The sequence below is a fragment of the Bacteroidales bacterium genome, assembly GCA_023229505.1.
In the GTDB taxonomy this organism is placed as follows: domain Bacteria; phylum Bacteroidota; class Bacteroidia; order Bacteroidales; family JAGOPY01; genus JAGOPY01.
In genome coordinates this window covers 1-25713 of sequence record JALNZD010000053.1, presented here as the reverse complement: position 1 = coordinate 25713, position 25713 = coordinate 1, and the positions used below count along the sequence as shown (strand labels likewise).

Sequence of the window (25713 nt, the reverse complement as noted above, 5' to 3'; positions counted from 1 at the left end):
CTTGCGGAGAAAAAGAATGGTGCCTTGACTTCAGCACCCCCGGGCATTTCGATTATGCCCATTCGATCGTTGCTACAAATGACGGGGGATGTGCTGTAATACTCAGATATACAGGCATTACTCCTCCTCAGACAGACCGGATTTGCCTGGCTAAAATTGATGCGGAAGGTATTTTATTATGGAAGAAATGTTATAATAGTACAGATCCGAATTTAATCAGCGAAGATTCAAGAGCATTATTAAGAACTCCAGATAAAGGTTACTTGATAACCGGAGTATGCGACTATTACGATGTTTCACATCATCTACACCCAAAACAATATTATATCAAGACTGATTCACTTGGAAATTTTCAATGGGAAACAGTTATAAATCCAGAAGATCCCTCAACCGGCGGCGATGCCTGGACCACTTTTCTAAATCCTGATTCTAATTATTACTATTCGTCTGTAAGCCATTATTATTTTGAGACTAATTTTTCCTCCCCTGCATTAATTAAAATGAGTTTGTCTGGTAATGTTATCAATATTTATAATATTGTAGACGGATATATTCAAGGCGGATTGACTTATGCTCAATTTATTAATGATTCAACTCTTGCAGCCATTTGTGCGTATGGCAATGAACAAAACGACATGGTTACACTTGCCGTTCAAATTGACACCGTTGGGAATATTACCAATTCGTTGGACTTAGGAACAAACACCCATGGAAAAGTTTTAGAAGTGACATATAATAATAAACTGCTATTTTTCTATTATATCCTTCAAAACGATCAATCCGATGTTTACCTGCGTAAACTCAACCAAAACCTCGAAGACGATACCATTTACACCATGCCTTTCACCTACGACAGCCTTTGCCCTTACCAGATACTTTCAGATACCATTGTTCAGGATGATTGCGGGTTGATCGTGGGGATTGAGGAGGAGGAGGAAGAGGAGCATGGAGGCATGGAGGCATGGGAGCATGGAGGGCTTATCATATGGCCGAACCCGGCACGCGAACAAATTCATGTACGATTTTACATGGACGATGGACGATTTTACAAGGATTTGGGATTGGAGATTTATGATATTTTCGGGCGGAAAGCCATTGAGATCAATGTACCGGATGGTCAAAATGAATTGCAGCTCAATGTCGAGGATTATCCGCCGGGAATTTATTTGATGATGCTGAAAGACGGGCGGACGGTGCAAGTTAGCGCTAAGTTTATTGTAACGAGGTAATTCAACATTTTGCGATCTTATCAAAATTTTAGCATCCTTTGCGTGAAACGACCTAACCTGGCAATGAAGATCATTACTTACAACATCAATGGTATCCGTGCAGCCATTCAAAAAGGGCTGTTCGCCTGGATGAAGGATACAGATCCCGATATTTTACTGCTGTAGGAAACCAAAGCGCCACCATTATGCCCGACGCCATGCACTCCGACCACTGCCCGGTTTTGCTGGAACTCCATTAGGAGCGGCCCGTCTGTAGCTCCGTCAGGAGAGCCCCGTCATAGAACAATGGAACAATTTTAAAAAGACAATAATCCTGTATTAGACGCGTTTTACCCCTAACACTCCCAACTAACCCTCAATTTATCGGCCAATTATCTCTACTTTTAAGTTCTTAAATCTCAAACAATTAAAAACTAAAAGGTATGAAAACAATCAGAAATCTTTTCCTGAAATCCGGGTTTATCACGCTTGCATTTTTACTCGCAACTACCGGTTGCAAGAAAGAAGATGAGCCGGCACCGGGTTTACCCCCGCAATCAAGCTTTGTGATGGACTTCAGCGATTTTTCAAACCCGGGTGACACGCTTGGCGCACGGGACCTGAGCACCTATCAAAACTGGGGCTATTCTTATGCCAACGTGGTCGTATGGCAAACCATCCTCACCGTCGGACTTGCCGTACCGGTAGCTTCCTTCTTAGAATCATTCAACCATGAAGCGGTATATCACCCTGACCAGAACAACTGGACCTGGTCGTATAATGTAACTGTGAATTTCGCTGTATACGAAGCGGAGCTCACTGGATATCTTGAAGCCGACAGCGTCGTCTGGGAGATGCGGATCACCAAAAGCGCAGAGTATGCTGATTTCCTCTGGTACTATGGCAAATCAGCGCTTAATGAAAGCGGCGGTTACTGGATCCTCCAGGAAAATCCATTAAGCGCAAATGAGCTCCTGCGTATCGACTGGCACAAATATGCCGATGGTACAGTTGACATCAGTTATACGAACATCAGGCCCGGTGATCCTGAAAATGGGGGATATATCTTATATGGAACCGCCACAACAGATTTCGACCGGTTTTATGATCTCTATAACAAAGGACAGGATAACCTGACCGAAATTGAATGGAGTTCAATCAATAAGAACGGCCACGTCAAAGACCCGAATCATTTTGGGGATGATTTGTGGCATTGCTGGGATACGAATCTGATGGATGTTGTGTGCCCGTAGCACAGTCGGCAGTTGACAGTTGACAGTAGGCAGTAGTTACCAGCAAGCATAGACAGACATTTGTTCAACTATCGGGCTGACATCAAAATAACCGAACTGACAACTTCTAAACCAACTTTCAGACGACTTTAACACGGCAGACAATTCCGCTGTAACTCGACACAGACCAACCCGACTTTTGCGACACACAAGCCGACACAAATGGTTTTAAAAATTTTTCCCACCGCACCTTTTAAAAAATAATTTTAGCCAACCCACACTGGCACATTTGGTTTTGTCCGACACACAAAATCAACCCTTCACAAAACCAAAAGAGCAAATTTTGCCAACCCTGCTAATATTGATACTTATAATCCGTGGACTTATTTGCATCTATTTAAGACCTTTGTAGCCAAATAATAAAAATGGGTACAACTTATTCTAAAGACGAAAAAGTCTATTTAGAGCTAATAGGAAACCGGATAAGGGAACTCCGCACAGAAGCAGATTTATCACAGGAAAAGTTGGCTTTTGCCTGTGACCTTGACAGATCTTATATAGGTTCTGTCGAAAGGGGAGAAAGGAACATCTCCGTTATCAACCTTAGAAAAATTGCAAAAGCCTTAAAAATCCAAGTATCCGTTTTACTAAATATTGAAGAATGAATAAAGATTTCAAAACTCCTCCTAAGTTAGTTAATACACTTACTCCTTCCGAAACATTATCGCAATACTTTTCAGAATTAGTTGGAAAACCATTTATATTAATAGGAAAAACACGAACAGACGGTTCAAATATACGCAAACTGATAGCTTCTGTATTGGAAAAGCACCCTTTACCTGAATTAGCAGAAACAGGACAGTTTGAAATTGTTCCTCCAAAAGGAAAAGGTGTACCTAAAATTGCAAGAGAGTTTATTGACACGTATATTGTAACCAGCGGCATATCATATAATTTACAGGTTTGGAACAGAGTTCCGGCAGCAGAAACATTGTTAATCAAATACGAATCCGGTGAAAGCCTTAAATGTACAGATGTGAGATTTGTTTTTGTCAGAATTGACACTACAAAAAATACGATTGCTTCTGTTATCATTCTTACACCGGACTACATTGAACAAAAGTTTGGAAAATTTGGAAAGCCAACTATCAAACATCAGCTCTTAATTTCCAGAAAGGTTCGAAAGGATATTTATGAAAGTGAAGACAAAATCCTCTCCTTTCCCGATTCTAAAAAGCTTTCCTATTACATTCAACATGATTACCTTCCGCCAAAATCAGGTATGGTCGAAGAACCGGATATTAAGCATTTATTTTCCATTGCATTATTGAAAAAGATGGTCGCTGAAAAACTAATTGGCTTTAAGCTGGATGCGGCATCAACTAAAAACAGAGGGCAAGCTTTGGAAAAGAAAGTCCTTGAACTGCTGGGCTATAAGATAAAGGAATTTGATTTGTTATATGGTGCGTTTCCTGACATAAGAAACCAATTGTTAGAAGTAAAGGTACAAGACAGCCCGACAGTAGATTTAGGAAAGTTTTCACCCGAAAAAGAAGAAATTGTTATCGAAGATTCAGGCTTGACAACCTTTGACGTAAGGTATTTGATAGCATTAACCAATCCCCTGACAGAAATAATAGAAGGCATTATACTTTCTCCTGGTGAAACGTTGGGAGAATTATTTTCTTACGTTAGTGCCGAAAGCTACAAGTGTCAGAGAGCTATTCCAATGATTTTCTTTGAGAAGTATTATGGAAAAGCCGTTTTCAATCCAGATTAAAAACAGGTGCAACACCAAAGGATTCGGCAACTTTAATTTCCAGCAGATTTTCCAATTCTGAAATTTCCTTCTTGTTGTCCGATTGATTTAATTTTTCAACAATTGAGATGATTTCTTTAGCTGTGTACGAATTGAAATCGGGTAATGGATACCTTTCTACATATTGAGTAAAATACCTTCTTCTACCGGAATACAATTTATTATTGAACACCAAATCGTGATATTTGGTCATTAATTTTGAGTTGGAAATTCCCTGAATCAAGAGTAATTTTTCAACATCTTCTTCTTTTGTTGCTACAATCCAATAACAATTACCATTTACTATTTTTCCACCTTTATCAAAATAAAATCGGGGTTTTAAACTTATATCAGGGAAAACAAGCTTTGGATATTTCCATTGGTCAGGACGGTGAGGAACCCACAATTCAAACCATTGTCTCCCCGCTTCAATAAGATATTTTCTTGCCTTTAATTTTTCTTCGTGTTGCAAGAAATAATTTTTCGCCTTAGGGTATTTTTCAATATCAACGGTTTGCTTTTCTCCATTAACAGAAACGTGCGGATAAAGCACTTTCAATTTAAAATTATCCGTAGCATTCCACGGTTCTACATTTTCTTGTGAGATTAAATCTTTCAGTAGTTCATCTTCAGGCTTATCAGCTTTGAGTTCTTCCCATTTATCACTGATGAATACTTTATCGGCAGTTGATTTGATACCTACTTTTACCTTAAAAAAATCCTCTACACGATTTTTCGCAGCGTTATCAATTTTTGAAACCCAATCCGATTCATTAATTGATAACATTTCCCAACAAGCACCGGAAGCAATTTTGTATTTTAATGCACCCGAAGATTTTTTATAACGTTTACTTCCTGTAGTAAAGTAGCCCGATAGATTGGCAGAAAGTACATCATATATGGATTCTGCCAGAATCAAGTCGCCTTTATAACCGTTTAGGTCCTCATATACTTTAATGAACTTTGCAGAAGAAGGACTTTTTTGCTTGTGTTTCCGTCCGATGAATATTGCAGGCAATACTGCCGCATCAAACAGCTTTGTATCTCCTAAATCAATCAATTCCAAAATCTCATAATTTTCAGACAGGAATTTACGGATACTTTCCCCACTTTTGGTTGATAAGTATCTGTTAGAAGTAATCACTCCAAGTATTCCGCCATCTTTCAGGCTTTCGGTCATTGCAATCAGGAAGGGATAGTATAAATCAACCCTTCCCTTCAAATTAAACTTTCGAGCAAGTGCCTGTGCCTGTTCCGTTCCAAGTATTTGTGTTCGGACATAAGGCGGATTTGCAATTACTATGTCGAAGCATCCGTTTACCGATTTTTCGGTTTCCTGAAAAAAATCTAAACTTCCTTGGTTTGAATTAATATCAATAGCTTGTAAAAAATCACCGTGAACAAACTCGGTCTTTTCAGAACCAAACCGCAACGTCCTCTCTTTAGCAAAGCTCAAATATTGAGCATTGGCATCGTAGCCTGTAAGTGAAAAATCAATAGCTGAATCAGAAAACGTATCGCCCATTGCAACAAGCAATTCTCCTTCTCCACAGGCAGGGTCAAGAACATTTTGATAGGTTGGATTGACATAAGAAGCAATCCTTTCCGCTAAAAAAACGGAAAGCTCTTTTGGGGTAAATGTAGCCCCGGCATTTTTTATTTGTTCCTTTGTTGCCATAAATAATCCTTATCAGGGCAAAGATACTTAAAATCATCAATCATACAAGGCGTGATCGTGTATATTTTTACTAACATCCACCAAAAACCTGTATTGAAGGCTATTTACTAAAAACTCATCTATGGCAACTTGAAGTCAGGATTGGCCTTGAAAAATGGCAGAAAGACTAATCCATCATTAGCTAAAAATCCTTTTACATTTTGCAGTTCTCTAAACGCATTACGGTGACAATGTCTGAATTTAACCTTATGACAAAAAGGGCAATAAGCAGTTCTTGCAGGGTTGTAATCTTTTATGATTAAATCAAACATTGCAATAAGTTCCACAGGGCTTTTCGCTTTCAGTTTGCTTTGGTAAAATTCAATCCTTCCCAAGATTCCGTGAGAGTATTCGCCATACAGATAATACCCCTCTCTTTTTCTGAATGTTTGATTTGCGAAGTATGGAATGGCAAAACGATGAATGTAATCCCCGACATTCAAACCCTCTTTGCAGATGATTACCTCATTGGGTGTTACATCAACGCAACACGATTTATTGTCCTCATAAACATGCCAATCAGCAATTTTGGGAAAGGCATTGCCAGTTTCAAATAGTTTAGGAAAACCAGAAGGGTAGTGGTAGCTACCCTTAATTTCTATTTGATAAGTATCCCATAATTTGCCTGTAGTATCAATAATATCAAGTTCCCCTTTAAGAATTTTCTCTCCATCAGTTTCAACAATACTTAATTTACGGAATACATCGGGAACTGCTTTAATATCATTCTCAAATTGCTCATTCTTCATTATTCAGAATACGGTTTTGTAGAAGACGGAATAATTGAAGCAAGTCCAATTGAAGCATTAGAAGTTTCGTCTTTATCCTCTCCTAATGGAAATCGGTCGCTTAAATGTTTTCTCCAGTATTCAGTTGCTTTTTTTAAATTCTTATCTTCTAATGCTCTTTTTGCATCATCAATGAATTTTGAAAGACAGTCCATAAAATAATCTTTATGAGCATAATTCTCTAACAAGTTTTCCCCTTTCGGAATAGTTGGACGATAACATGCGAAGTTACTTTTCAATGTTGCTTGAATATTAATAAGTGTTTCCTTTAACGCTATATCGTCTCGGTCTGTTCGATAAACAGCATTTTCAGCAATAAGAATTGTCATTATCATTCCACTTGGCAACGGTTTACTTTCATTCGCAAACTCTCTATTGTCAATCCATCCTTTGCCATAACGAGCTAATCTCCTCAATTGTGGTTCTTGTTCTGCCTTTTCATTAAACCAATCGGCGAAGGCTTTCGGGTCGCTATCAAACCAACCATCTCTTTTATGAGCAAGTTCAGGTATATCGCCTTTCTTGTAATAAATTGGTTGGTCAATATTATGGCCATCTGCAAACAAGGTTCTTATACAAGTGTTTTTATCAATCGCTTCTTTATCCGTATGACCTTTTACAGCTTCATAAACCCAATTATGGTAAGTAGTCGGAGTAGGTCTATCTTTCGGTTCTTTATCTCCTTCAAAGTAAATTCCGTCATCAACATCGTAATAGAGAACAGTTTTTTCTTCATTACCTTCCTTCACTTTTCGTGGAAGAGGATTTATAATAGTATCCATTGACATAGACCCTTGACCGCTAAATCTCGGCTTCGGTTCATCAGGTTTATTTTCCTTAAACCACTTCCTTATTTTATTGCGAAGTTCTTTTCTTGAACCCTTTAGTTTTTTTCTCCTTAAATCGGTCAGCCTGATTTCACCATTGTATGTTCCAAAATGAGTATTACAATTTGCCATAATTATTATTTATTTTTCGTGATTTAATTCTTTACTTGAAAATTTCAAATCAATTTTTCCCTTCGTTTGAAAGGGCATTCTCTCGGTGTAATATTTTCCAACCAAATGTTTTCCGCTTCCATTCTTAACGAGTTTCAATACTTCTGTTCCATAGTGAGGACAAAAACCCAATTCAAAATTCCCCTCATTCAGGTAATTATAAAGCAGGGAAAATGTTCCGTCCTTTTCTTTCACAATACTTGCTTCAATGCTTGTTGACTTTGAAGACGTGCTTCCATCTTTCTTTTTTGTCCATGAGTTTATCACTATATCAGAACCATTTTGAACAATTACTTTTATGTGTTCCAAAGTATCCGAAACGGTTTCGCACTTTTCATTTCTGAACTCATAAAGCAATGTGCCCTCATAACGACCGCAGAAATCCGGCACGGAATACATCCAACTAAAAGGTCTAACATTCCATAGGTAGCTATTAACTATTCCAAAAATTCCACCAATAAGGGCAAACACCGAAACAGAAATACCCCAATGGTTCTGAATGTATTTGTTGGCAGCAAATAAAGCCAAAGTCAATACTGTACATATAAATATGAAAGCCCCTGGCTTTAGGTATCTTAAATTGAATTTATCCATGCTTTATTTTTTTCTTTATAGACTTAATTACCAAATTCTAAACCATTAGATTGGGGCAGACATTTTGACATAATATCTACCCTTTTCAAATAAATATGCTAAAGATTCAGGCTTTTTCGCCACGAATGGCAATTTTTTTTCAGACCTTAGCATACTATTATAGAAAAGCCAATGAATCTTGCTGAAGCGATACAGTTGGTAGACATGGAAGAAATCATAGACAGCATGAATGCCTATGCCATAAGTCGTTTAAAATCCGTTGGGGTGAAGAACTTCAATGGCAGGCAACCCGTTGACTTTGTTGGCGACCTGATTTTGAAAGTAATGGAAGAAAAGCGGGATTGGAGTAAAGCCCAATGTTCTTTCAAAGAGTTTCTATTCGGATGCCTGAAAAGTGAAATCACAAATTTTTTTAATACCAACAAAAGTATTTATACAGATATGTTACCGGACATTCCTTCAAACGGCCCATCTTTCAACATCGAAGAAAAAAGGAATCAGGTTTCAGAGTTACTAAAACAAGAAGGTGCAGACGATGACGAGCTAACTGTTTTTGAATATTGGATGGATGGAGTATTCAAACCTGCCGAAATAGCAAAAGATTTAGGCGTGGATGTGAAAGAGATATATAATATTACCAAACGACTTGAAAAACGGCTGCCCAAAATTAAAATACAAGCAATAAATATCATATGAGCAACGAAATCAAAAATAAAATAATCGATGCTTTGTTCAACTTCTACTTAGAGGCTGACAAGGATACTATCAATGATTTGCTGAAAGATGATATTCAGAATCTTGATGATTACAATAAAAGGAAAAAGCAAATTATCTTTTTAGCGAAAGCAACGGCAAAGAAAAAGCATAATGAACATTTGTTGGAATTAGCCAATAAATTTCAGGAAGCTATCTTATCGAATATCGAGAAGCCTGTTGCTATTTTAAAACAGTTTATTCAAGGAAATGCTTCACTAGCCTTATATCGAAATCTTGATAAACTCTCTAAGGAAGATATTATTGAAATTATCAAGGATAAAAATCTTGTTCAATTACTAGAGCAATTAGAAGAAAATGACAAGAGCCACTAATGCACATATTCAAGCACAACAATTACTCTCAAACTGTGGGTTAGATGAAATCACCGATTTGGGAATGGATTTGTTTGTCGCTGGATTGGATGCCATACTGATTGAAGAAGAATTAACTAACTGTGATGGCAAAATAATTTTCGGAAAAAATAAAGCAGTTATTAAAGTAAATTCAAAAATCCAGTTCCCCGAAAGAAAGCGTTTTGTGACAGCACATGAAATCGGACATTTGATAATGCACAGGAATATGCAGCTTCCAGACGATACTTTCTCAAACTTCAATATCATTGCAGGAATGGAGAAAGCATTGAAGTTTGGAAAGCAAGAGTTGGAAGCAAATGAATTCGCCGGTGAACTTTTGATTCCCGAAAAATTATTTCTTAAAGAAGCAAAAGGGAAAAAGTTTTCACCCTTACTTATCAAACAACTTGCAGAAAGATTCAAAGCAAGTTTAACCGCAACAGTTTTCCGTTATCTACAATTTGACCTTCACCCTATTTGTCTTGTGTTCATTGATAACGGAATAGTAAAGTATTGGAAAAAATCAGACGACTTAAAAGTTTGGCTTGGTGATTACACCCGATTAACACCACCCGCTGATTCCGTTGCAGCCGAATACATAAAAAAGAATTACGAGTTTCTTTATAAGTTGGAAGAAAAAGTACAGACAATAAGTAAATCAACTTGGTTCACATTGAACGAATATGATAACGAGGATACAGATTTTTATGAATACTGTATTCCAACTAAGAGATACAAAACTATTTTGAGTATTATTTGGGAGGACTGACAACCAACCCACAGGTGTAAGCACATTTGCAAACCGCTATAAGCCAACTCGCAGACCAAAGTTTGCAAAAGAGCTTACACCTTTCCTACCCAAGAAAAATTATTTTTTAAAATCTCCTTCCCTTCTAAAAAATTTTAAATCTGCTACCGCACTGCCGACACAAACAGACCAAAACTCAAGCCGACAATAACAGCCAAACCCTTAACATACCTGACTCTCGCGACACGGACGACAAGAACGCCAGCTGGTAACATGGGCTAAAATCTGTTACATATTCACTTTCTGTCAACTGTCAACTTAAAAGAGCCCCTTCACCACATCTGAGACACTCCCTGCAAAAACCAGCTCGATCTTATACTTTTTCTGATCGAGCGATTTCCGGTTGTATTTGGAGATAAACATCCGTTTGAATCCCAGCTTTTCCGCTTCGGCCACGCGCTGTTCGACGCGGTTCACGGCCCGGATCTCGCCGGAGAGGCCGACTTCTGCGGCAAAACAGGTCTTGCTGTCGATGGATACGTCGGCATTGGATGACAGTATAGCCGCCACGACGGCCAGGTCAATGGCAGGATCATCCACCCGCAGGCCACCGGCAATATTGAGGAAAACATCTTTCATCCCTAGACGGAAACCGCTCCTTTTTTCGAGCACGGCCAGCAGCATGTTCAGGCGGCGGACATCAAAGCCGGTGGTCGAGCGCTGCGGGGTGCCATAAGCGGCCGAACTGACCAGCGCCTGGATCTCGATCAGCATGGGGCGCAACCCTTCGATTGAGGCTGCAATTGCCACCCCGCTGACGTCTTCTTCCCGCTGGGAAATAAGGATCTCCGAGGGGTTCGTCACCTCCCGGAGGCCGTTGTCATGCATCTCGTAGATACCCAGTTCCGAAGTCGGGCCAAAACGGTTTTTTACAGAACGGAGGATACGGTAACCGTAATTTCTTTCTCCTTCGAAACTCAGCACGGTGTCAACCATGTGTTCAAGTATCTTTGGACCGGCCAGTGAGCCGTCCTTGATGATATGGCCGATGAGAATAACCGGTGTCGCAGTCGTTTTGGCATAACGCTGCATTTCCGCGGCACATTCCCGTATCTGTGAGATGCTGCCTGCCGGCGAATCGAGAATATCTGTCTGTAAAGTCTGTATGGAATCGATAATAACCAATGTTGGCCGGATCTCATCAAGCTGATGTAAGATCTGGCCGGTGCTCGTTTCGGTCATGATGAAGCAATCCACATTCTTCACCCCTACCCTTTCCGCCCGCATTTTGATCTGCTGGGCGCTCTCCTCACCCGTTACGTAAAGGATTTTCTGATCTTTCATCTGCAAGGCTATCTGCAGCAATAAGGTTGATTTACCGATACCCGGCTCCCCGCCGACCAGGATCAGCGATCCCGGCACCAATCCACCTCCAAGTACCCGGTCCAGCTCCCCGTTCATCGTCGATCGCCTCTTCCCATCTTCTCCCTTTATCTCCAAAATCCTTACAGGTCTTGCACTCTTACCGTCTTCCCGCCTTACCGTCTTACCCTCAATTTTCACCACCTCTTCCACATACGTGTTCCACTCCCCGCAGGCCGGGCATTTCCCGATCCACTTAGGCGACTGAGATCCGCAGCTCTGGCAAAAGAAAACGGATTTAGATTTAGAGGACATGAAATAATTTAAAATTTAAAATTTAAAATTTTTGATGTCGAATACCCTTCTACAATCGGAATAGTAACTACTTCCCCGCCATTGGCTTTTACAATATCTGCGCCAACGATGATTTCTTTGGTATAATCGGCTCCTTTGACGAGCACATCGGGTTTGACGAGCTTTATCAGTTCGTAAGGTGTATCTTCATCAAAGAGTACAACGGCATCCACGATACGAAGCGAAGCCAGCACCAGGGCACGCGACATCTCGTCCTGTAGTGGCCGTCCAACTCCTTTTATCCTCTTTACGGAAGCATCGCTGTTCAATCCTATTATAAGCACTGCGCCCCTGTCCCGGGCCTGTGACAGATATTCGATATGCCCCCGGTGAAGTATATCAAAACAACCATTGGTAAAGACGATCTTATTATTTAAAAACCGCCACATGGCTAAGCGGTTTTCAAGAACTTTATGGTCTAATATTTTATTGTTGGTTACTTCAAGCGTAGTCATAACTTTTCTTCGTTTTTTTAAATACCAGGATATAATAGGATAATGTCCCCAAAACAAGGATCATAACTGACTGGGCCGCCCACAGGATGATAGAATAGGAAACCGCAGGTTCGGATTGGATCAGGAAAATCTCGGTGAGTATGGCTTTGACGATGAACTGGTATGCGCCAATCCCGCCGGGAACCGGGGCGACCATTCCCAGGCTGCCCAAAGCCATCACGGTTATGGCATCAAAAAAATTCAGACCTGATGTCGCCTCCAGGGCAAAGAATGCCGTGTAGGTCATCAGGGTGTAAAGCGTCCATATCACGAGGGTCAATCCAAGAAACGACCATTTGTGTTTAATCTTCATAATGGTTTTCGCCCCATCGAGCAGGCCTTTCAGGAAATCAATGACTTTGTTGTAAATATGCAGTTTTCTGATCCTGCTGAAGAATATCCTGAACAGTACCAGCGGTAAAACTATGACCACGACTAACAGGATAATGGCCAAAAACAGGTTATCCCGGTTGGCCATTCCGGTTAAATACGAAATGATGTATTTGTTTACGAATGCGCTGAGCATACTTAGCTGAAATAAAATTACAGCGATGATGATCAGCAGGAGGATGATCATATCGAAAACCCTTTCAGAGATGACGGTACCAAAAAGGGAATTGAAAGGGATGCCTTTCTTTTTTGCCAGGACTCCGCAGCGGGTTACTTCGCCAAGCCTCGGAAAGGCCGTGTTTGCCATATATCCGACCATCACGGCGTAAAAAGTCGTCTGGGTGTCAGTTTTATAACCCATCGAACGGATCAGGATATTCCAGCGCATGGCCCTTGCAATATGACTGAATACACCGAGAATAATGGAAAGCAGGAGCCATTCATACCTCGCAGCCCGGATCTCAGCCGCCACCTCCTTTACATCGATCTCTCTGAAGACCAGCCAGAGTAATACCAACCCTATCAACAGAAAGAAAAGATACTGGATAACGGTAAGAATGCGCTTCTTCAAGGACTTTTACTTTAGATGGTTGTTGGCATCCGGAATGGCAATGGCGGGTTGAAAATTCTGAGCTTCTTCAGGACTCATGGATGCATAGGCTGCAACGATCACCAGGTCGCCGACTGCCACTTTTCTTGCAGCGGCTCCGTATACTCCGATAATGCCTGAACCCCGATCTTCCTTTATTACATAGGTTTCAAAACGCTCTCCGTTATTTATGTTGAAAACATGGACTTTTTCATAATTGAACAATTTTGCAGCGTCCATAAGATCTTCATCAATACCGATGCTGCCGACATAATTCAGGCTGGAAAGCGTAACTGTCGCCCTGTGTATCTTTGATTTAAGTAATTTAACGTTCATCTCCAAGTCGTTAACCGGATAGTCCCGGTAAAATTTCAGCGGGCAAAGTTAGGAAATAAAATCATATTGTCAATCAAACGGACACTTCCTAATAATGCAGCAATACAGGCTATTGCTCCCGGTGTTTCTTCCCAGTCTGCTAAAGGCTGCAGTGATTCGAGATCTGCCAGTTCAAAATAATCCACCCGGAAACCTTTACTTTCTAACCTGACGGTGGAAATTCTCTTAAGTTCAGAAACAGGGATATTTTTTGCAAGATCCCTGGCATGGAGCAAAGTCTGGTATATTTCCGGAGCGATAGCCCTCTCATTTGCGCTTAGCCTCCGGTTACGCGAACTCATGGCCAGGCCGTCGGTTTCGCGGACAGTCGGGCAGGGAACTATTTCAACAGGTATATTCTCCATCCTCACCAACGATTGGATAATCCTGAGCTGCTGAAAATCTTTTTCCCCGAAATAAGCTCTGTCAGGCTGGAAAATATCGAAAAGCTTATTTACAACCACGGCTACCCCACTGAAATGGCCGGGCCGGTGCTTCCCTTCCATCACCCTTTCCAATGCGCCAAAATCATATTTTTTTGTAACAGGCTCCGGATACATCTCCTCAACTGAAGGGGCAAAAACAAGGTGGCATCCGGTTTTCTCCAGCAATTGCAGATCATGCTCAAGGGTACGGGGATATTTTGTCAGGTCTTCAGGGTTATTGAACTGGATCGGGTTCACGAAAATACTGCATCCCGCCAGGTCATTTTCACGGCAGGCCCTTTTTACCAATTCAAGGTGCCCCTGGTGCAATGCCCCCATGGTGGGTACAAAACCGATGGATTTACCCATGGATCTCTCACCGGACAGCCATTGCCGGGTATCTGCAATAGAATGATAAACTTCCATCTCTTCCTGCTAAAATCATTAATCACTGAAGAACATCAGGAGGTCCTTTTCCAGCGTAGAATACGGGGTTTCTATTATTCGTCCGATTTCCCTTCCTTTCCGGTAAACAATAAAAGTGGGGACCCGCTGGATATTATAGTTCACCGTTTCAACATCTCCTGCCTCTTTATCGCGGCTGACACAGATCAATTGGACGCTTTTCTTATTAAACCTGATTTTGTCAAGAATTTTGAAGAACTTGGGAACCTGTTCCTGGCTGTCGCTGCACCATGTTCCCAGTATAATAAGGATCTCAATCCCTTCCTGCTTTAATTTTAATTGATTTAAAACGGCTTGATCAGGCTCATAGATCTTGTAATACTCGTCAAACAATTTACCGAATTCGCCCTTTTCAAGCCCGTAACGGTCACAGTAACCGTACAGAATTTCTTTATCCAGCCTGGGATCGATGATCTTACGGTTAAGTTCCTGCGAAAAAACCATCACCGGTAGAATGGCCCAAGCCAATAATATGGCAGCTCTGACGTTATTTGACATATCTGTTTTGATTTTTAAACAAATATAAGTCAAAGAAGGTTTAGTTTGCCTGAATAAACAAAGTTCATTAAACCGCACAGCGCAAGAATTGTAAAAAACCACTAACTTTGCCTGAAATTTTCCATCATGGCCACCAACGACCGCTCCTTCAGTGAGAATCTTGACCTGCTGATCAAATTGCTCAGGAAACTCAAGGATAAGTCACAATTTGAAGGCATACCAGGGGTTCCCAAGATGTTTATCATGAATTTCGATTTTTTCTTACAGAATTATGATAAGATGAAAGACCAGATCTCAGAACAACTCCTTCAGCAATTCGGTGAACCGATCAAACAAATGGTTGCTGATATGGTAGAACAGTTGAAAGGGGAGCTGGAAGATAATTTGATACCCGATATGGAAATTCCTTCTGAAACTCCAGTAATCACAGGCCATAAAAGGACACTCTCTGAAATCGATAATTTGTTGAAAAATCCTTCTTTATCGCAGGAAGAGATCGATAAGCTCCTGGATGAAAGGCACCAGATAAGGTCAAAAACTGAGATCACCGATACTATCTAAAGAATAATTTTATATTTATTGGATTATTCAAACCGTACCGTTAATGATTGCCCGTTAAACGCATCGAATATCAGTTGAGAACCCTGTGAATTCTTTATTATCCTGACTTTTCCCTTTTTAGCAGAAGCATCTTTAATATTACCGGTAAAATTCAAGCACACGTCGTTAACAGTAATATCACCAGGTGCAATTATGTCAATATGCTGTTCCATTTTCTCAATGTCAACATAAAACTGAAGCAAATTCAGGCTCTTCCTGAAATCTGCCACTTCCAATAAAGTAGTGAGCCAGGTGTTATCTTTTTTGACATATTTTATCAGATTTATTAATGATGTCAGCGTTGAATCGTTATATCCAACAAATTTAGGATGTCCAAGGTAAACCATTAACCCCTTGTAAGGTTTTACAGCATGACTCCAAAAGTTTTCAAGGTATTTGCTATAAACCATAATGCTCTTTTCCAGTTGATTAGAATCAGGTTTTTGACCTTCCTTTATCGCATCTAAAAAATAGTAATCATCGTGATACGTTGGCGCTATTTCTAAAATATCCGTGCTTCTGTAGAATCCCTCATCTGTAATAACCAAATTATAAGGGATGATGCTACCGTGGAAAAAATCCAGGTTATCCGCTCCAATGCTCGATTCGAAATTATAATCGTGTTCGTCAAGGGCAAGAAGGCTCCAATACCCCGGATTAGTAAAAGGAAAACGGAATCCCCTGAAATCCATATCCCAGAAGTTTTCATTAAGAAGAATATCCTCCACCGCCCGGGGATATTTCAGGTCTGTGTGATTGATATAACCGTAACCGCTCGAGGCCAGAGGATATTCCCCTTTTATCAGTAAGGATTTGATATCCTCACTGACCAATCCATTCACAAATATAGTGGGTTTGATTTTTTCTACTTCGAGCATCTGAAAAACACGGTTATATTGATCAATCACGCCTTCAGCATTCAGGCTAACACAAAAAGCGTAATCGTGTGCAAGCGGCCAGGGGTTTAAACTGACATGAATACCGTTTTCTTCATTATACCTGTCAATCACATACTTATAAAATTTATCAATCTGGCCTTCACTCCATAACCCCCCATCGTTCCGGGGATGCAGAAAACCAGAAGATGCCAGTAAGAAGGCTTTTCCATTTCCAAATTTATTTTCTATGACTGCCCAAGAAGAGTCCTGTCCTTTTTTCCAGAATCCTAATATTTTATAATTGTCAGAAATAAATGAAACAGGGGTTAGTGTCCATAGTTCGCGCTCATCACCTGATAATAAACCACGTGAAATGTCCCACTGGAAATAACCCGGAATATTCCCCTCCAGACCAAAGCCGGTCATATTTTTCTCTGAAAGGGTCACACCGTAACATTTCGATAACTCCCAGTTTTTAGGGTTTAGCTGCTGGAATATAATGATACGGTCAGTTCCGTCAATGTAATTTCTCCCGACATTATCACCGGATATTAATACCCCGCCATTTTGCACAAACTTTGTCAGGTTGTGCAATTCTTCGTCCGACATATAACTGAGCGAGTATTGCCTATCGGCATCATGATAACCTGGGAAAGTCGACAGGATAATAATATTATATCTTGTCAATTCCAGGTAATCATATAAAATGTCACGCGGTTCCAGCCTGACAGTTGCTCCCATTTTGTTAAATGATTGAATAGCGACTACCACTCCCTGGGCAAGCTGTGAATTTTCATTACTTATTCCTGTTGTAATGAAGAGTACACGGGGCAGTTGTACTTTTTGTGTACCGGTTGCCGTTTCATTACCTGACGGGGAAGAACATTGAATGGTAAAAAAAATCAAACTGCAAATGATCAATACTTGTTGTTTCATTATTCCACCTTCTTTCTTATTCTACAATTTCAATTGTAACTTCTTTATTTGGCAATGCATTGAATATGAAAAACCCTTTCTTGTTCGAATAGGTTCCATCCGATTCAGAACCTTCCAGTTTGATGATCCGTGCATTGGATTTAAATTCCAGTGTCAGAGGATGATCATATACATCTGCATCTAGCCGGTTAATTACCTTCAAAAAGATCATATTTTTAAATTGTTCGGTCTGAATTGAAGATTCAATTCTCTCCTTTCTGTATTTAAACACGCTTGTTTCAGAGGATATCCAGTAATTACTGTTACGTAAAAGCCTCACTTGTTGGTCAAAATCAGACTTTTGGATAAACAATTTATCTGCTTTATCTTTGCTGATCTGGCGTGGGATCTCCGTTTGACTTTCATATAAATGGTGATATACCATAATTGTCCATTGCTGTTTATGGGACCTTAAAATACTGTCCAGACCGGATTGTGAAAAGCCGGCATGAACCACTGAATATTTTATCCCAGCGTAATTCGTATGTAAAATTCTTTCTTGTGATGATTTCCTCACGAACATCAGGGAATGGGGTGCGGGAATATCAAATGATGACTTATTCCAATGCAAAGATCGCACAACAGTCTCGGACTTTTCTTCAAGTGAGAAAAATTTACTATCATCAATTTTTACATTTGGAAGTGGTTGGAATGCAATATCATGGTCAATGGCTATCTCTTTCACCTCTTTGGTGCTTAATCTTTTTAAAAGGGCATCCTCTTCAAGTTCATAAAGCCTGGGTGCATCAACCAGCAATTCAGGAATGACGCCAAAACTGGCGCTTAACCCATACTTTTTCAAAACAGGCAATCCATACAGGTATTGCGAAAACGAAGCATTATCAAAGCTAATGCTGACAGCCCCGTCTTTGTTATTGAAATAATCTGTAATCCTGAATGATTCATTTTGCTGATCCTCAATAGCTGCATCCGTATTTTGAACCGATAAATTCTTAAAATAATCCTGTAAAGTAAAATAAATAGGTTTAAGGCGTTTGGTATATTCAGGCGTTTGCCATTTGTCCCAGATAAATGAATAAGGGTCATCTTCAGGATATTGTTTGACAAGAGCATTGTTTTTGTCGGTAACAAAAACAAACATTTTAAAAGCATCGGTTTCAACATATTCAATGTCACTCGTTCCCGCAATATCGTCAAGCGCGAATCTTTTTGCCGGGTCGCTTATATTTAGCAAATGCCAATCAAGCCTGATCTCCAGCGATTTATTAACATCATTAAAATACCAATCTGCATTTGAATATTCGGGATATGAAGAATTCCCATGAATTAGAGGGCTCCGGTCGACGACTACTGAATCCGTTCTTTGACCTGTTAATGATACCCGGTTTCTATTCGTTAACGAAAACTGATGGATAAATTTTCCATCATCGTTCATTTCAGAGGCATAAACGGGGATATGGCCGTTATATATATCAGTAAATACGGAATAGGGCCCATCGACCAGGATGAAAGCGCTGTCTGTCGATTTTAACTCAAGAAGAAATTCAAATCCGTTGTCGAAAACTTTAGGCGAAAAAGGCAACCTGTGATCTCCTTTTTCTTCATCATAAGTATCGATTGCCAGGTAAAAGTTAAAACGGTTAAAGTCAAATCCGGGGATAACCGAAGCGATATAAAAATAAGTGGCATCGGCATCACATAAAAGATTGATCTGTTCCTTCTTCAACATTCCAGTGTTCCATTCCTTCAAATCACCATCAATGGTTTTGATTTTGTTTTCCAAAGCAAGAATACCAAAGTTCTGCTCCGGATTTTCCATGTTGTGCCATAATTTTCTATCATCCGCCGGTTGCTCAAAATCCATGACCAGCCAATTGTGTTTGAACCATTCATCAATCCATTCGAAATAAATAGCGCCCGCGCATGAAGTGTTTACAATATCCTGAGTCAAGATAAGCGACAATCTTGCCTGATCGGCCTCCGAATGCCCTCCCTGGTGAAAACCAAAAGGCGAAAAATGGCTGTTGCCACGACTGGAAGGCAGGCCATATTCGGCAATAATCAATGGCATCCCCTGGGTATGTTGCTTTATATCTTTCAGATATTGGAAATAGGAATCTTTTGCACTATCCTGGCCTGGTGAATCAATGTATGAATCCTGCAGATATATGAAATCCGGATAATAAGGATACACATGATAGGCTGCATAAATGCCGGGAAAGAACAGTTCCGTCGCATGAAACTTCATGAAATCAATACTTTCCAGATCATTATCATATTCCCTGACTTTATTGTTTTCGATGATCTCCGTGTTGTGATACATTGGGTCAAGAGGAAGCCAGTTTACAAAAGAAACAGGATGCTGAAACCAGTATTGCTGCGTTTCATATAATACGGCGAAATCCATCATTTCAGCCAACCAGGCTTCCATCGCATTACCATCATTCATGCTCACAAAATCACCGTTATATTGTTTTACCGCATTGATTTGATTGGTTTTAAATACAGAGCCGGGTTCCCACTCCCTGCCAAGTAAAAGGGAAACCACATATCTGGAAACATCTGAAGAATAAACGCCCGAAGCCTTCCCGGCACGTTCTTTCAATACAGCATTCCCATGAATAACATCAAGAACATCGATAATCTCATTTTCAAAATCCCGGACAAAATCCGGATCGTAATAATTTTCACTTGCCGGGACTTCTGCCCAGACACCCTGCATTAAATACACAGGTTTATCAAAATAATGAAGGTTATAGTAAGCAAATGCTTCATAAAATTCCGGCGGCAATATGGTGTAAATCCGGATAATATTGGCATTCATCTCTCCGATAAGCCTCATCCATTCAAGGTATTCTTTAAATGTCAGGGAAAATTCAGCCGGGAATTTCCCCGGAACCGCAACACCCAGATTTACCCCTTTTAAAAACAGATCTTCCCATATCAACTGTTTGTCATCTTCCAGGTAGCGTATATTTAATCCCTTGAAATAATTTCCGGTTGCAATAAAATAGTAATCAGATTTCATTGCAATGTTTTTCAGGTCTTCATCTGAAAATTTCGATAACAGTGGTTTTGATTCATCTTCAACATAAAGTTTGACTTTTCGTTCTTCCCGGATAAACGATTCGAATTGCATCATTTTATACACGGTAAAAACCAGCAAAGCAAGCAGCAGTATTATAAAAATGAATTTACTCCTCATTAAAAAAGCATCTTAACAGCGATAAATCCGGTTATATTCTGATAATATGGATTGTAAAAATTACTTCCTCCAATGGAAACAGAAAACGGGTAATGGTTATATCCTAATTCAATATTTGAAGACCAGTTATCGACATTCATCTTAACTTTTTGAAGTTCATCGCGATTGACTTCCTCATAATTATATTCTGTACCAATATTATAAGAAAAACTACCATATATGTAAAATTTAAGGAAATCATAGTATATTGAAACTGAACCGCCTGTCAGTTTTCTGCCATAAGGTGAATAATAAAGCGGTGACTTGTATTTATAGTCCAGGAATGAGTGATTTATACCGACTTTGATTGCAGGCTTTTTCAATATTTTGCAGGTCAGGGATAAGCCATAAGCCTGATAAGGGTTTTGGCGAATACCGGAAGTATCGTTGGAAATGTAATCGTTGACAAATACAGCGTCTATCATTCCGAAAGTATATCTTGCATTAAGCCCTAAAATCCCATAGGATAACTGAACCTCATCAGTGACTGATTTTCCGCCAACCTTATTCCAGTAATAAAAGTAATCATAGCCGGCATTGACTGAATTTTTAATTGAGATCCTGCCTGCATTATAATTTAATTTCCAATTCAGTCCGTAAATTGAAACCTTATTGTCAGTATTGCTGTAGCCACCAAACACACTTATCTTATGATGCTCAGCAATCCAGCTCACTATGACCCATGAATTATTATACCACCGCGCAGTATCACCGGTATTATCCTTATAATCGCGATTTGAGTAATCCAGCAGAAAATTGGTCTGAATATGAAAATTATCATCTATTCTTTTTTCAAATCCGACTTTAGAGATCATCGCATTGATTTCATAATTTTCTTCTTTTTCAATTACCGGTCCAAAATGAATTGATAAAGCATAATCCAATTCACTTTGCACTGCCAGGTATTCTTTTTTAATTTCTTCATTTTCAGAGTCCAGATCCAGCGCTCTTTTGTAAAAAACAACTGCAGATTTTGGTTTTCCCATCCAAAAATACATCTTACCAATTCCGGCCCAGGCTTCCGAGTAAGTTTCATCGATCTGATTGATCTGCCGGTAGACCTCAATGGCTTGATTCATTTTTCCTCCATTGCCGTAAGCCTTAGCTAAATAAAAATGCTGCTGGATATCATCCGGCAGAAAAGACAATGCCTGTTCAAAATAATAAATGGACTTCCTGTCTTGCCCAAGCAAACCATAACATTCTCCCATCCCGTTCATTGCTTCGACGTCGGTCGAATCGTTTTTGTATAATTCATTGAAAAAGTTAATAGCTGTATGATATTCATTTGTAATGATATAAAGCCTTGCAAGGGCAAGCTTTGCGTCATAATCCGCTGAGTCGGCAGCTAAAATTTTTTGATAATATTCTATTGCAGACGCAAAATCCTTATCGGTTTTCGCCAGGTAGCCCAGGTATCTCCAATTTACAATCTCATTGGTTTGTCCAAAAGATGAGACAACCAAAAAGAAAAACACTAACAGTATGACCAATCTCCTCATAAATTTTTTACGCCCTTTCTTGCAAACTTATTCCAATTGTTCTTTTTCCTGATAAAACTTATCAACCCGTTGGTTTGGGCAGCAATTTTATAAAACGAATAAGAGAACTCGGCTAGTATGCCGGCAACCATAAGCCATAACCAATCCGAAAAACTCTTATACCTTAACGCATCACGGTTTACGGCATGCTGATGCTGGCTCCAGTTTTCAATAATTGCTGTTATAGAACTCAGGATGACCGCTGTTACAATCAGTACACTGAATATCATTAAAATTGCCCATTTATAATTGATGAGGCCATAAATAGCTGAGAAAATAATAAATATAAAAGTGAATATTTTTATAAGTGGTGAAAGTAACTCAAAGATGAAATAGTAAGGCAAACCGATCAATCCTGTGATACCATAAGCAGGCTCAAAAATCATCCGGCGATGGATTTTCAGTGTTTCAGCCAGTCCTTGATGCCAGCGGGAACGTTGTTTGAACAGACTTTTTCCATTATCCGGCACTTCGGTCCAACAAACCGGTTCAGGCACGAAAACGGCTTTGGCTTTTAATTTTTGATCCCGCTTATACTGCCACAACCGGACCACAATTTCCATATCCTCGCAGACGGTTTGTTTCCCAAACCCAATCGTGCGCCCGATATAAGGATGAGTATTATTTACCGTCAAAAAACCGCCGATTTCAAGCAAATCATTTTTTTTATACAGTGAGAAGGCCCCTGACATGATCAGAAGGGCATTAATCCGGCTAAGTCCGACTCTCGAAATCATGAAGGATTTTATGTATTCGATGATCTGCCATTGTACCCAGATATTGGAAGGCGTTTTTGAGCTGACTACCTTGTTGTGAACTATAACCATATCATTTGCTGCTGCCAGTTGGCCGCCTGAAACTATTGTGTATTTATTGTTGATAAATGGCCTGACCACTTCCTTTAATGCCCTGGAATCTAAAATTGAATCGGCATCAATGGTGCATATGTAATTACCCCTGGCAATATTTATCCCGGCATTGATCGAATCCGCTTTCCCTCCATTTTCCTTATCAATCAATATCAGTAAACCATCAGAAGACCGGTAAACATTCCTGATTGGCTTTGCTTTTAATTGATAACTTACACCCTGTTCAGTCTCTAAAAAATCAAAATTATTCCTCAAAACTTCAAATGTATCATCACGTGACCCATCATTTACGACTATGATTTCAAAAGAAGGATAATCTAATTCAAGTAACATTTTGGTACAGTGTACAATAGAAATATCCTCGTTATATGCAGGTACGATGATGGAAACAAAGTGACCGGAATAATCTCTTAAGTCAGGTTCATGCTTTTTCCTTCTTATAAAAACAAATAATGAATAGATAAAGAGGCCTATATCTATAATGAAATATAGTAAGAAATAGATAATCAATAATTTCTCGATTACTCGCAGGATTAAGATTTCCATCGATATTATTCTTTTGAAAGAATAAGTTGATTCTCAAGCACAACGCTGATGAACAGTTTATTGTTTAGTGTTTTGAAAATCCCGTCATTTAGACTGCCTTCAATTTTTACCCTTTTCCAGGGTATATCAACTTCCAAAGTCAGTGGCCGGTCATAAATGCTTCTATCCAGAATAGTGACCGTATAGATGAAAATCTTCTTTTTAAATGCGATGGTCCGAATTGTCGTATTTTCCCTTTCAGTAATATATTCTCCGATTTCACTTATAGGCGCTATCCAGTATCCTGCGGTCATTACAGCTTCAATTTGCTTTTCAAATGCTTCAGGGGGCAGTGAATAATAATTTGTTACTTCATGTGAACGTATTATTTCCATCTCTTTTGAATCTTCAGGAAACAGATGATGATACATCAAGATAAGCCAGTTTCCTTTTGCCTGACCGATCCATTTTTTGAACATTATTGAATCGGGCATTTCAATCCTTAAGATCGCTTCTGTGGCAAGTAAATACATGCTGGGTGGTGTGGATGGATTAATGGTATCAAGCCCAGTTCTTCCAAACAGATAACCAGCTTCTCTGGCTGCCTCCGGAATATTGCCAGATGCAAAGGAGTAGGGATAATTAAGCGTTAAGACCTTTGTATGTATCCTGGATTCAATGAGGCTTTTAATTTTTTCCATTTCCACAACCAAATCAGGCACAGGTAGTTGTTTGTCATATTTTTCATGATTGTAGCCATGAGCAGCCAGTTCATGTCCATGATCAAAAAGTTCTAACAATTGTTGCCAGCCCATTTTTTTTATTTCAAAAGAACCAGGCTCAGCAGAGTAACCAGGCTGCTCATTGACCCATTCACCAACGACGCTAAATGTGCCCTTTATTTTATACTTTTCCAGTAACGGGTAAGCTGATGTATATTGAGTATAGCTGGCATCATCAAATGAAATTGACACAGCACCCGGTTTGTTTTGATACCATGGAGTAATTTGTACCTTTATCTTATTGGCATTTTGACCAAAAGTATCAAATGTACAGCTGATCAATATGGCTAATAAAAAAGCCTTATTTTCTTTAATCATAAACAGTGCCGGACAAATTAAAGGTGATAAAAAAATCAACAGCAAATGTAATATATTAACTATTGCCTAAGTTCTTGTCTGGATTTGAAAAATAATTTTCTATCTGTGTTGCGAAACATTTATCTCTCCTGATATTATTCATTGGTTTATTTAAGCAGGATTTTTCCGTTAAAAGAACAATCCATGTAAGTAATTATTTATTTTTGCTATAAACCAATCTAAAGAAATGCGATGGAATTGATTTTTCTTTTGGGGCTTGTTTCTGCCCTTCTTCTCATTTATAACGGATGCAAACATGAACCGGAGGATTATATCCCTGATCCTGACCCGGGCCCTGATACAATTTAACAATGTAGCCATATATCAATGAAAAAACTACTTATCATCGTTCTTGTTATTCTAAGTAGCTGCTATTACGACAACGAGGAGGAACTCTATCCCGATCAGCCAAATGATTGCGATACGACAAACATCACCTTTTCAGGAACCATATTCCCGCTAATCAATAATAATTGTATCGGCTGTCACGGTGGTTCAACCCCGCAGGGGAATGTGTTTCTGTCAGATTACGCGACTATTTCTGCTGCGGCTAATATCCCGGTTGGGCAGTTTGGCAGCCTTTACGGCGCAATTAGTCATAATCCCGGTAATTCGGCCATGCCGAAAAACGGAACCCAACTTTCTGACTGCAACATTCTAAAAGTGAAAAAATGGATCGACGCCGGAACACCAAATAATTAGTTTTGAGGTTTAAGGTTGAGCCCCCTCCGAAAAGTCGGGGAGACGAATTTACAATATTTTAAAACATGTTTGTTTTCATAGTTATAAACAATTGAATGTCAATATCTTAATTTATTTTGTATGATTTTTCTTCTT

General features: G+C 39.5%; 24 protein-coding genes and 1 pseudogene. 10 read left to right on the top strand and 15 right to left on the bottom strand.

Features of this window, described 5'->3' with window-relative positions; genetic code table 11:
- The 5 genes and pseudogenes from M0Q51_15160 to M0Q51_15140 all read left to right on the top strand — a co-directional run.
- A partial coding sequence (locus M0Q51_15160) for a T9SS type A sorting domain-containing protein (protein MCK9401315.1) occupies positions 1-1229 on the top strand: 1229 nt, incomplete at its 5' end.
- Between the two features lie 63 nt (positions 1230-1292).
- A pseudogene (locus M0Q51_15155) lies at positions 1293-1391 on the top strand (exodeoxyribonuclease III).
- A gap of 260 nt (positions 1392-1651) precedes the next feature.
- Positions 1652-2461 (top strand): hypothetical protein, encoded by an 810-nt coding sequence (locus M0Q51_15150; GenBank protein MCK9401314.1) that lies wholly within the window; start codon positions 1652-1654, stop codon positions 2459-2461.
- A 404-nt stretch (positions 2462-2865) separates the two neighbouring features.
- Positions 2866-3105, top strand: a complete 240-nt coding sequence (locus M0Q51_15145) for a helix-turn-helix domain-containing protein (GenBank protein MCK9401313.1) — start codon at positions 2866-2868, stop codon at positions 3103-3105.
- Complete coding sequence (locus M0Q51_15140; protein MCK9401312.1) at positions 3102-4220, top strand: hypothetical protein; 1119 nt, start codon at positions 3102-3104, stop codon at positions 4218-4220. The genes M0Q51_15145 and M0Q51_15140 overlap by 4 nt, the downstream gene beginning before the upstream one ends.
- Here M0Q51_15140 and M0Q51_15135 read toward each other — a convergent pair.
- The 4 genes from M0Q51_15135 to M0Q51_15120 form a co-directional block, all read right to left on the bottom strand.
- Complete coding sequence (locus tag M0Q51_15135) at positions 4207-5916, bottom strand: N-6 DNA methylase (protein ID MCK9401311.1); 1710 nt, start codon at positions 5914-5916, stop codon at positions 4207-4209. The genes M0Q51_15140 and M0Q51_15135 overlap by 14 nt on opposite strands.
- Before the next feature lie 119 nt (positions 5917-6035).
- Positions 6036-6704 carry a hypothetical protein gene (locus M0Q51_15130; GenBank protein MCK9401310.1) on the bottom strand — a complete coding sequence of 223 codons (669 nt, stop codon included), beginning with the start codon at positions 6702-6704 and terminating at the stop codon, positions 6036-6038.
- Entirely contained in the window at positions 6704-7702 is a 999-nt protein-coding gene (locus M0Q51_15125; protein MCK9401309.1) for a hypothetical protein, read from the bottom strand. Before M0Q51_15125 ends, M0Q51_15130 begins: the two co-directional genes overlap by 1 nt.
- A gap of 9 nt (positions 7703-7711) precedes the next feature.
- On the bottom strand, positions 7712-8335 hold the full coding sequence (locus M0Q51_15120) for a hypothetical protein (protein MCK9401308.1): 624 nt from the start codon (positions 8333-8335) through the stop codon (positions 7712-7714).
- A 171-nt stretch (positions 8336-8506) separates the two neighbouring features.
- Here M0Q51_15120 and M0Q51_15115 point away from each other — a divergent pair, with 171 nt between their 5' ends.
- The 3 genes from M0Q51_15115 to M0Q51_15105 are packed head-to-tail and all read left to right on the top strand — an operon-like array spanning position 8507 to position 10213.
- On the top strand, positions 8507-9031 hold the full coding sequence (locus M0Q51_15115) for a hypothetical protein (GenBank protein MCK9401307.1): 525 nt from the start codon (positions 8507-8509) through the stop codon (positions 9029-9031).
- Positions 9028-9423, top strand: a complete 396-nt coding sequence (locus M0Q51_15110; GenBank protein MCK9401306.1) for a hypothetical protein — start codon at positions 9028-9030, stop codon at positions 9421-9423. Before M0Q51_15115 ends, M0Q51_15110 begins: the two co-directional genes overlap by 4 nt.
- Positions 9407-10213: an ImmA/IrrE family metallo-endopeptidase gene (locus tag M0Q51_15105; GenBank protein MCK9401305.1), complete on the top strand. Its 807-nt coding sequence runs from the start codon at positions 9407-9409 to the stop codon at positions 10211-10213. Before M0Q51_15110 ends, M0Q51_15105 begins: the two co-directional genes overlap by 17 nt.
- 297 nt (positions 10214-10510) lie before the next feature.
- Here M0Q51_15105 and radA read toward each other — a convergent pair whose 3' ends face one another.
- Genes radA through M0Q51_15075 form a run of 6 tightly spaced genes read right to left on the bottom strand, consistent with a single transcriptional unit; the run spans position 10511 to position 15144 of the window.
- The gene (gene radA, locus M0Q51_15100) at positions 10511-11869 is read right to left on the bottom strand and encodes a DNA repair protein RadA (GenBank protein MCK9401304.1); all 1359 of its coding nucleotides are present in this window, start codon (positions 11867-11869) and stop codon (positions 10511-10513) included.
- An 8-nt stretch (positions 11870-11877) separates the two neighbouring features.
- A complete protein-coding gene (rfaE2, locus tag M0Q51_15095; protein ID MCK9401303.1) occupies positions 11878-12363 on the bottom strand; it encodes a D-glycero-beta-D-manno-heptose 1-phosphate adenylyltransferase in 486 nt (161 codons plus the stop codon).
- Positions 12350-13363: a flippase-like domain-containing protein gene (locus M0Q51_15090; protein ID MCK9401302.1), complete on the bottom strand. Its 1014-nt coding sequence runs from the start codon at positions 13361-13363 to the stop codon at positions 12350-12352. Before M0Q51_15090 ends, rfaE2 begins: the two co-directional genes overlap by 14 nt.
- A 6-nt stretch (positions 13364-13369) precedes the next feature.
- Positions 13370-13717 carry an aspartate 1-decarboxylase gene (locus tag M0Q51_15085; protein MCK9401301.1) on the bottom strand — a complete coding sequence of 116 codons (348 nt, stop codon included), beginning with the start codon at positions 13715-13717 and terminating at the stop codon, positions 13370-13372.
- Positions 13718-13752: 35 nt separating this feature from the next.
- Complete coding sequence (panC, locus tag M0Q51_15080; GenBank protein ID MCK9401300.1) at positions 13753-14607, bottom strand: pantoate--beta-alanine ligase; 855 nt, start codon at positions 14605-14607, stop codon at positions 13753-13755.
- 18 nt (positions 14608-14625) lie between these two features.
- Complete coding sequence (locus M0Q51_15075) at positions 14626-15144, bottom strand: thioredoxin family protein (GenBank protein MCK9401299.1); 519 nt, start codon at positions 15142-15144, stop codon at positions 14626-14628.
- Positions 15145-15270: 126 nt separating this feature from the next.
- On the opposite strand from M0Q51_15075, the gene M0Q51_15070 reads away from it, so the two are divergent.
- On the top strand, positions 15271-15705 hold the full coding sequence (locus M0Q51_15070) for a hypothetical protein (protein ID MCK9401298.1): 435 nt from the start codon (positions 15271-15273) through the stop codon (positions 15703-15705).
- A 23-nt stretch (positions 15706-15728) separates the two neighbouring features.
- Here M0Q51_15070 and M0Q51_15065 read toward each other — a convergent pair whose 3' ends face one another.
- Genes M0Q51_15065 through M0Q51_15045 form a run of 5 tightly spaced genes read right to left on the bottom strand, consistent with a single transcriptional unit; the run spans position 15729 to position 24711 of the window.
- Positions 15729-17558, bottom strand: coding sequence for a hypothetical protein (locus tag M0Q51_15065; GenBank protein ID MCK9401297.1), 1830 nt, complete (start codon positions 17556-17558; stop codon positions 15729-15731).
- A gap of 16 nt (positions 17559-17574) precedes the next feature.
- Complete coding sequence (locus M0Q51_15060; protein ID MCK9401296.1) at positions 17575-20763, bottom strand: hypothetical protein; 3189 nt, start codon at positions 20761-20763, stop codon at positions 17575-17577.
- Positions 20763-22304, bottom strand: a complete 1542-nt coding sequence (locus M0Q51_15055) for a tetratricopeptide repeat protein (GenBank protein MCK9401295.1) — start codon at positions 22302-22304, stop codon at positions 20763-20765. The genes M0Q51_15060 and M0Q51_15055 overlap by 1 nt, the downstream gene beginning before the upstream one ends.
- Positions 22301-23758 carry a glycosyltransferase gene (locus tag M0Q51_15050; GenBank protein ID MCK9401294.1) on the bottom strand — a complete coding sequence of 486 codons (1458 nt, stop codon included), beginning with the start codon at positions 23756-23758 and terminating at the stop codon, positions 22301-22303. The genes M0Q51_15055 and M0Q51_15050 overlap by 4 nt, the downstream gene beginning before the upstream one ends.
- 5 nt (positions 23759-23763) lie before the next feature.
- Positions 23764-24711: a polysaccharide deacetylase family protein gene (locus M0Q51_15045; protein MCK9401293.1), complete on the bottom strand. Its 948-nt coding sequence runs from the start codon at positions 24709-24711 to the stop codon at positions 23764-23766.
- Positions 24712-25203: 492 nt separating this feature from the next.
- On the opposite strand from M0Q51_15045, the gene M0Q51_15040 reads away from it, so the two are divergent.
- The gene (locus M0Q51_15040) at positions 25204-25578 is read left to right on the top strand and encodes a hypothetical protein (GenBank protein MCK9401292.1); all 375 of its coding nucleotides are present in this window, start codon (positions 25204-25206) and stop codon (positions 25576-25578) included.
- Positions 25579-25713: the final 135 nt, after the last annotated feature.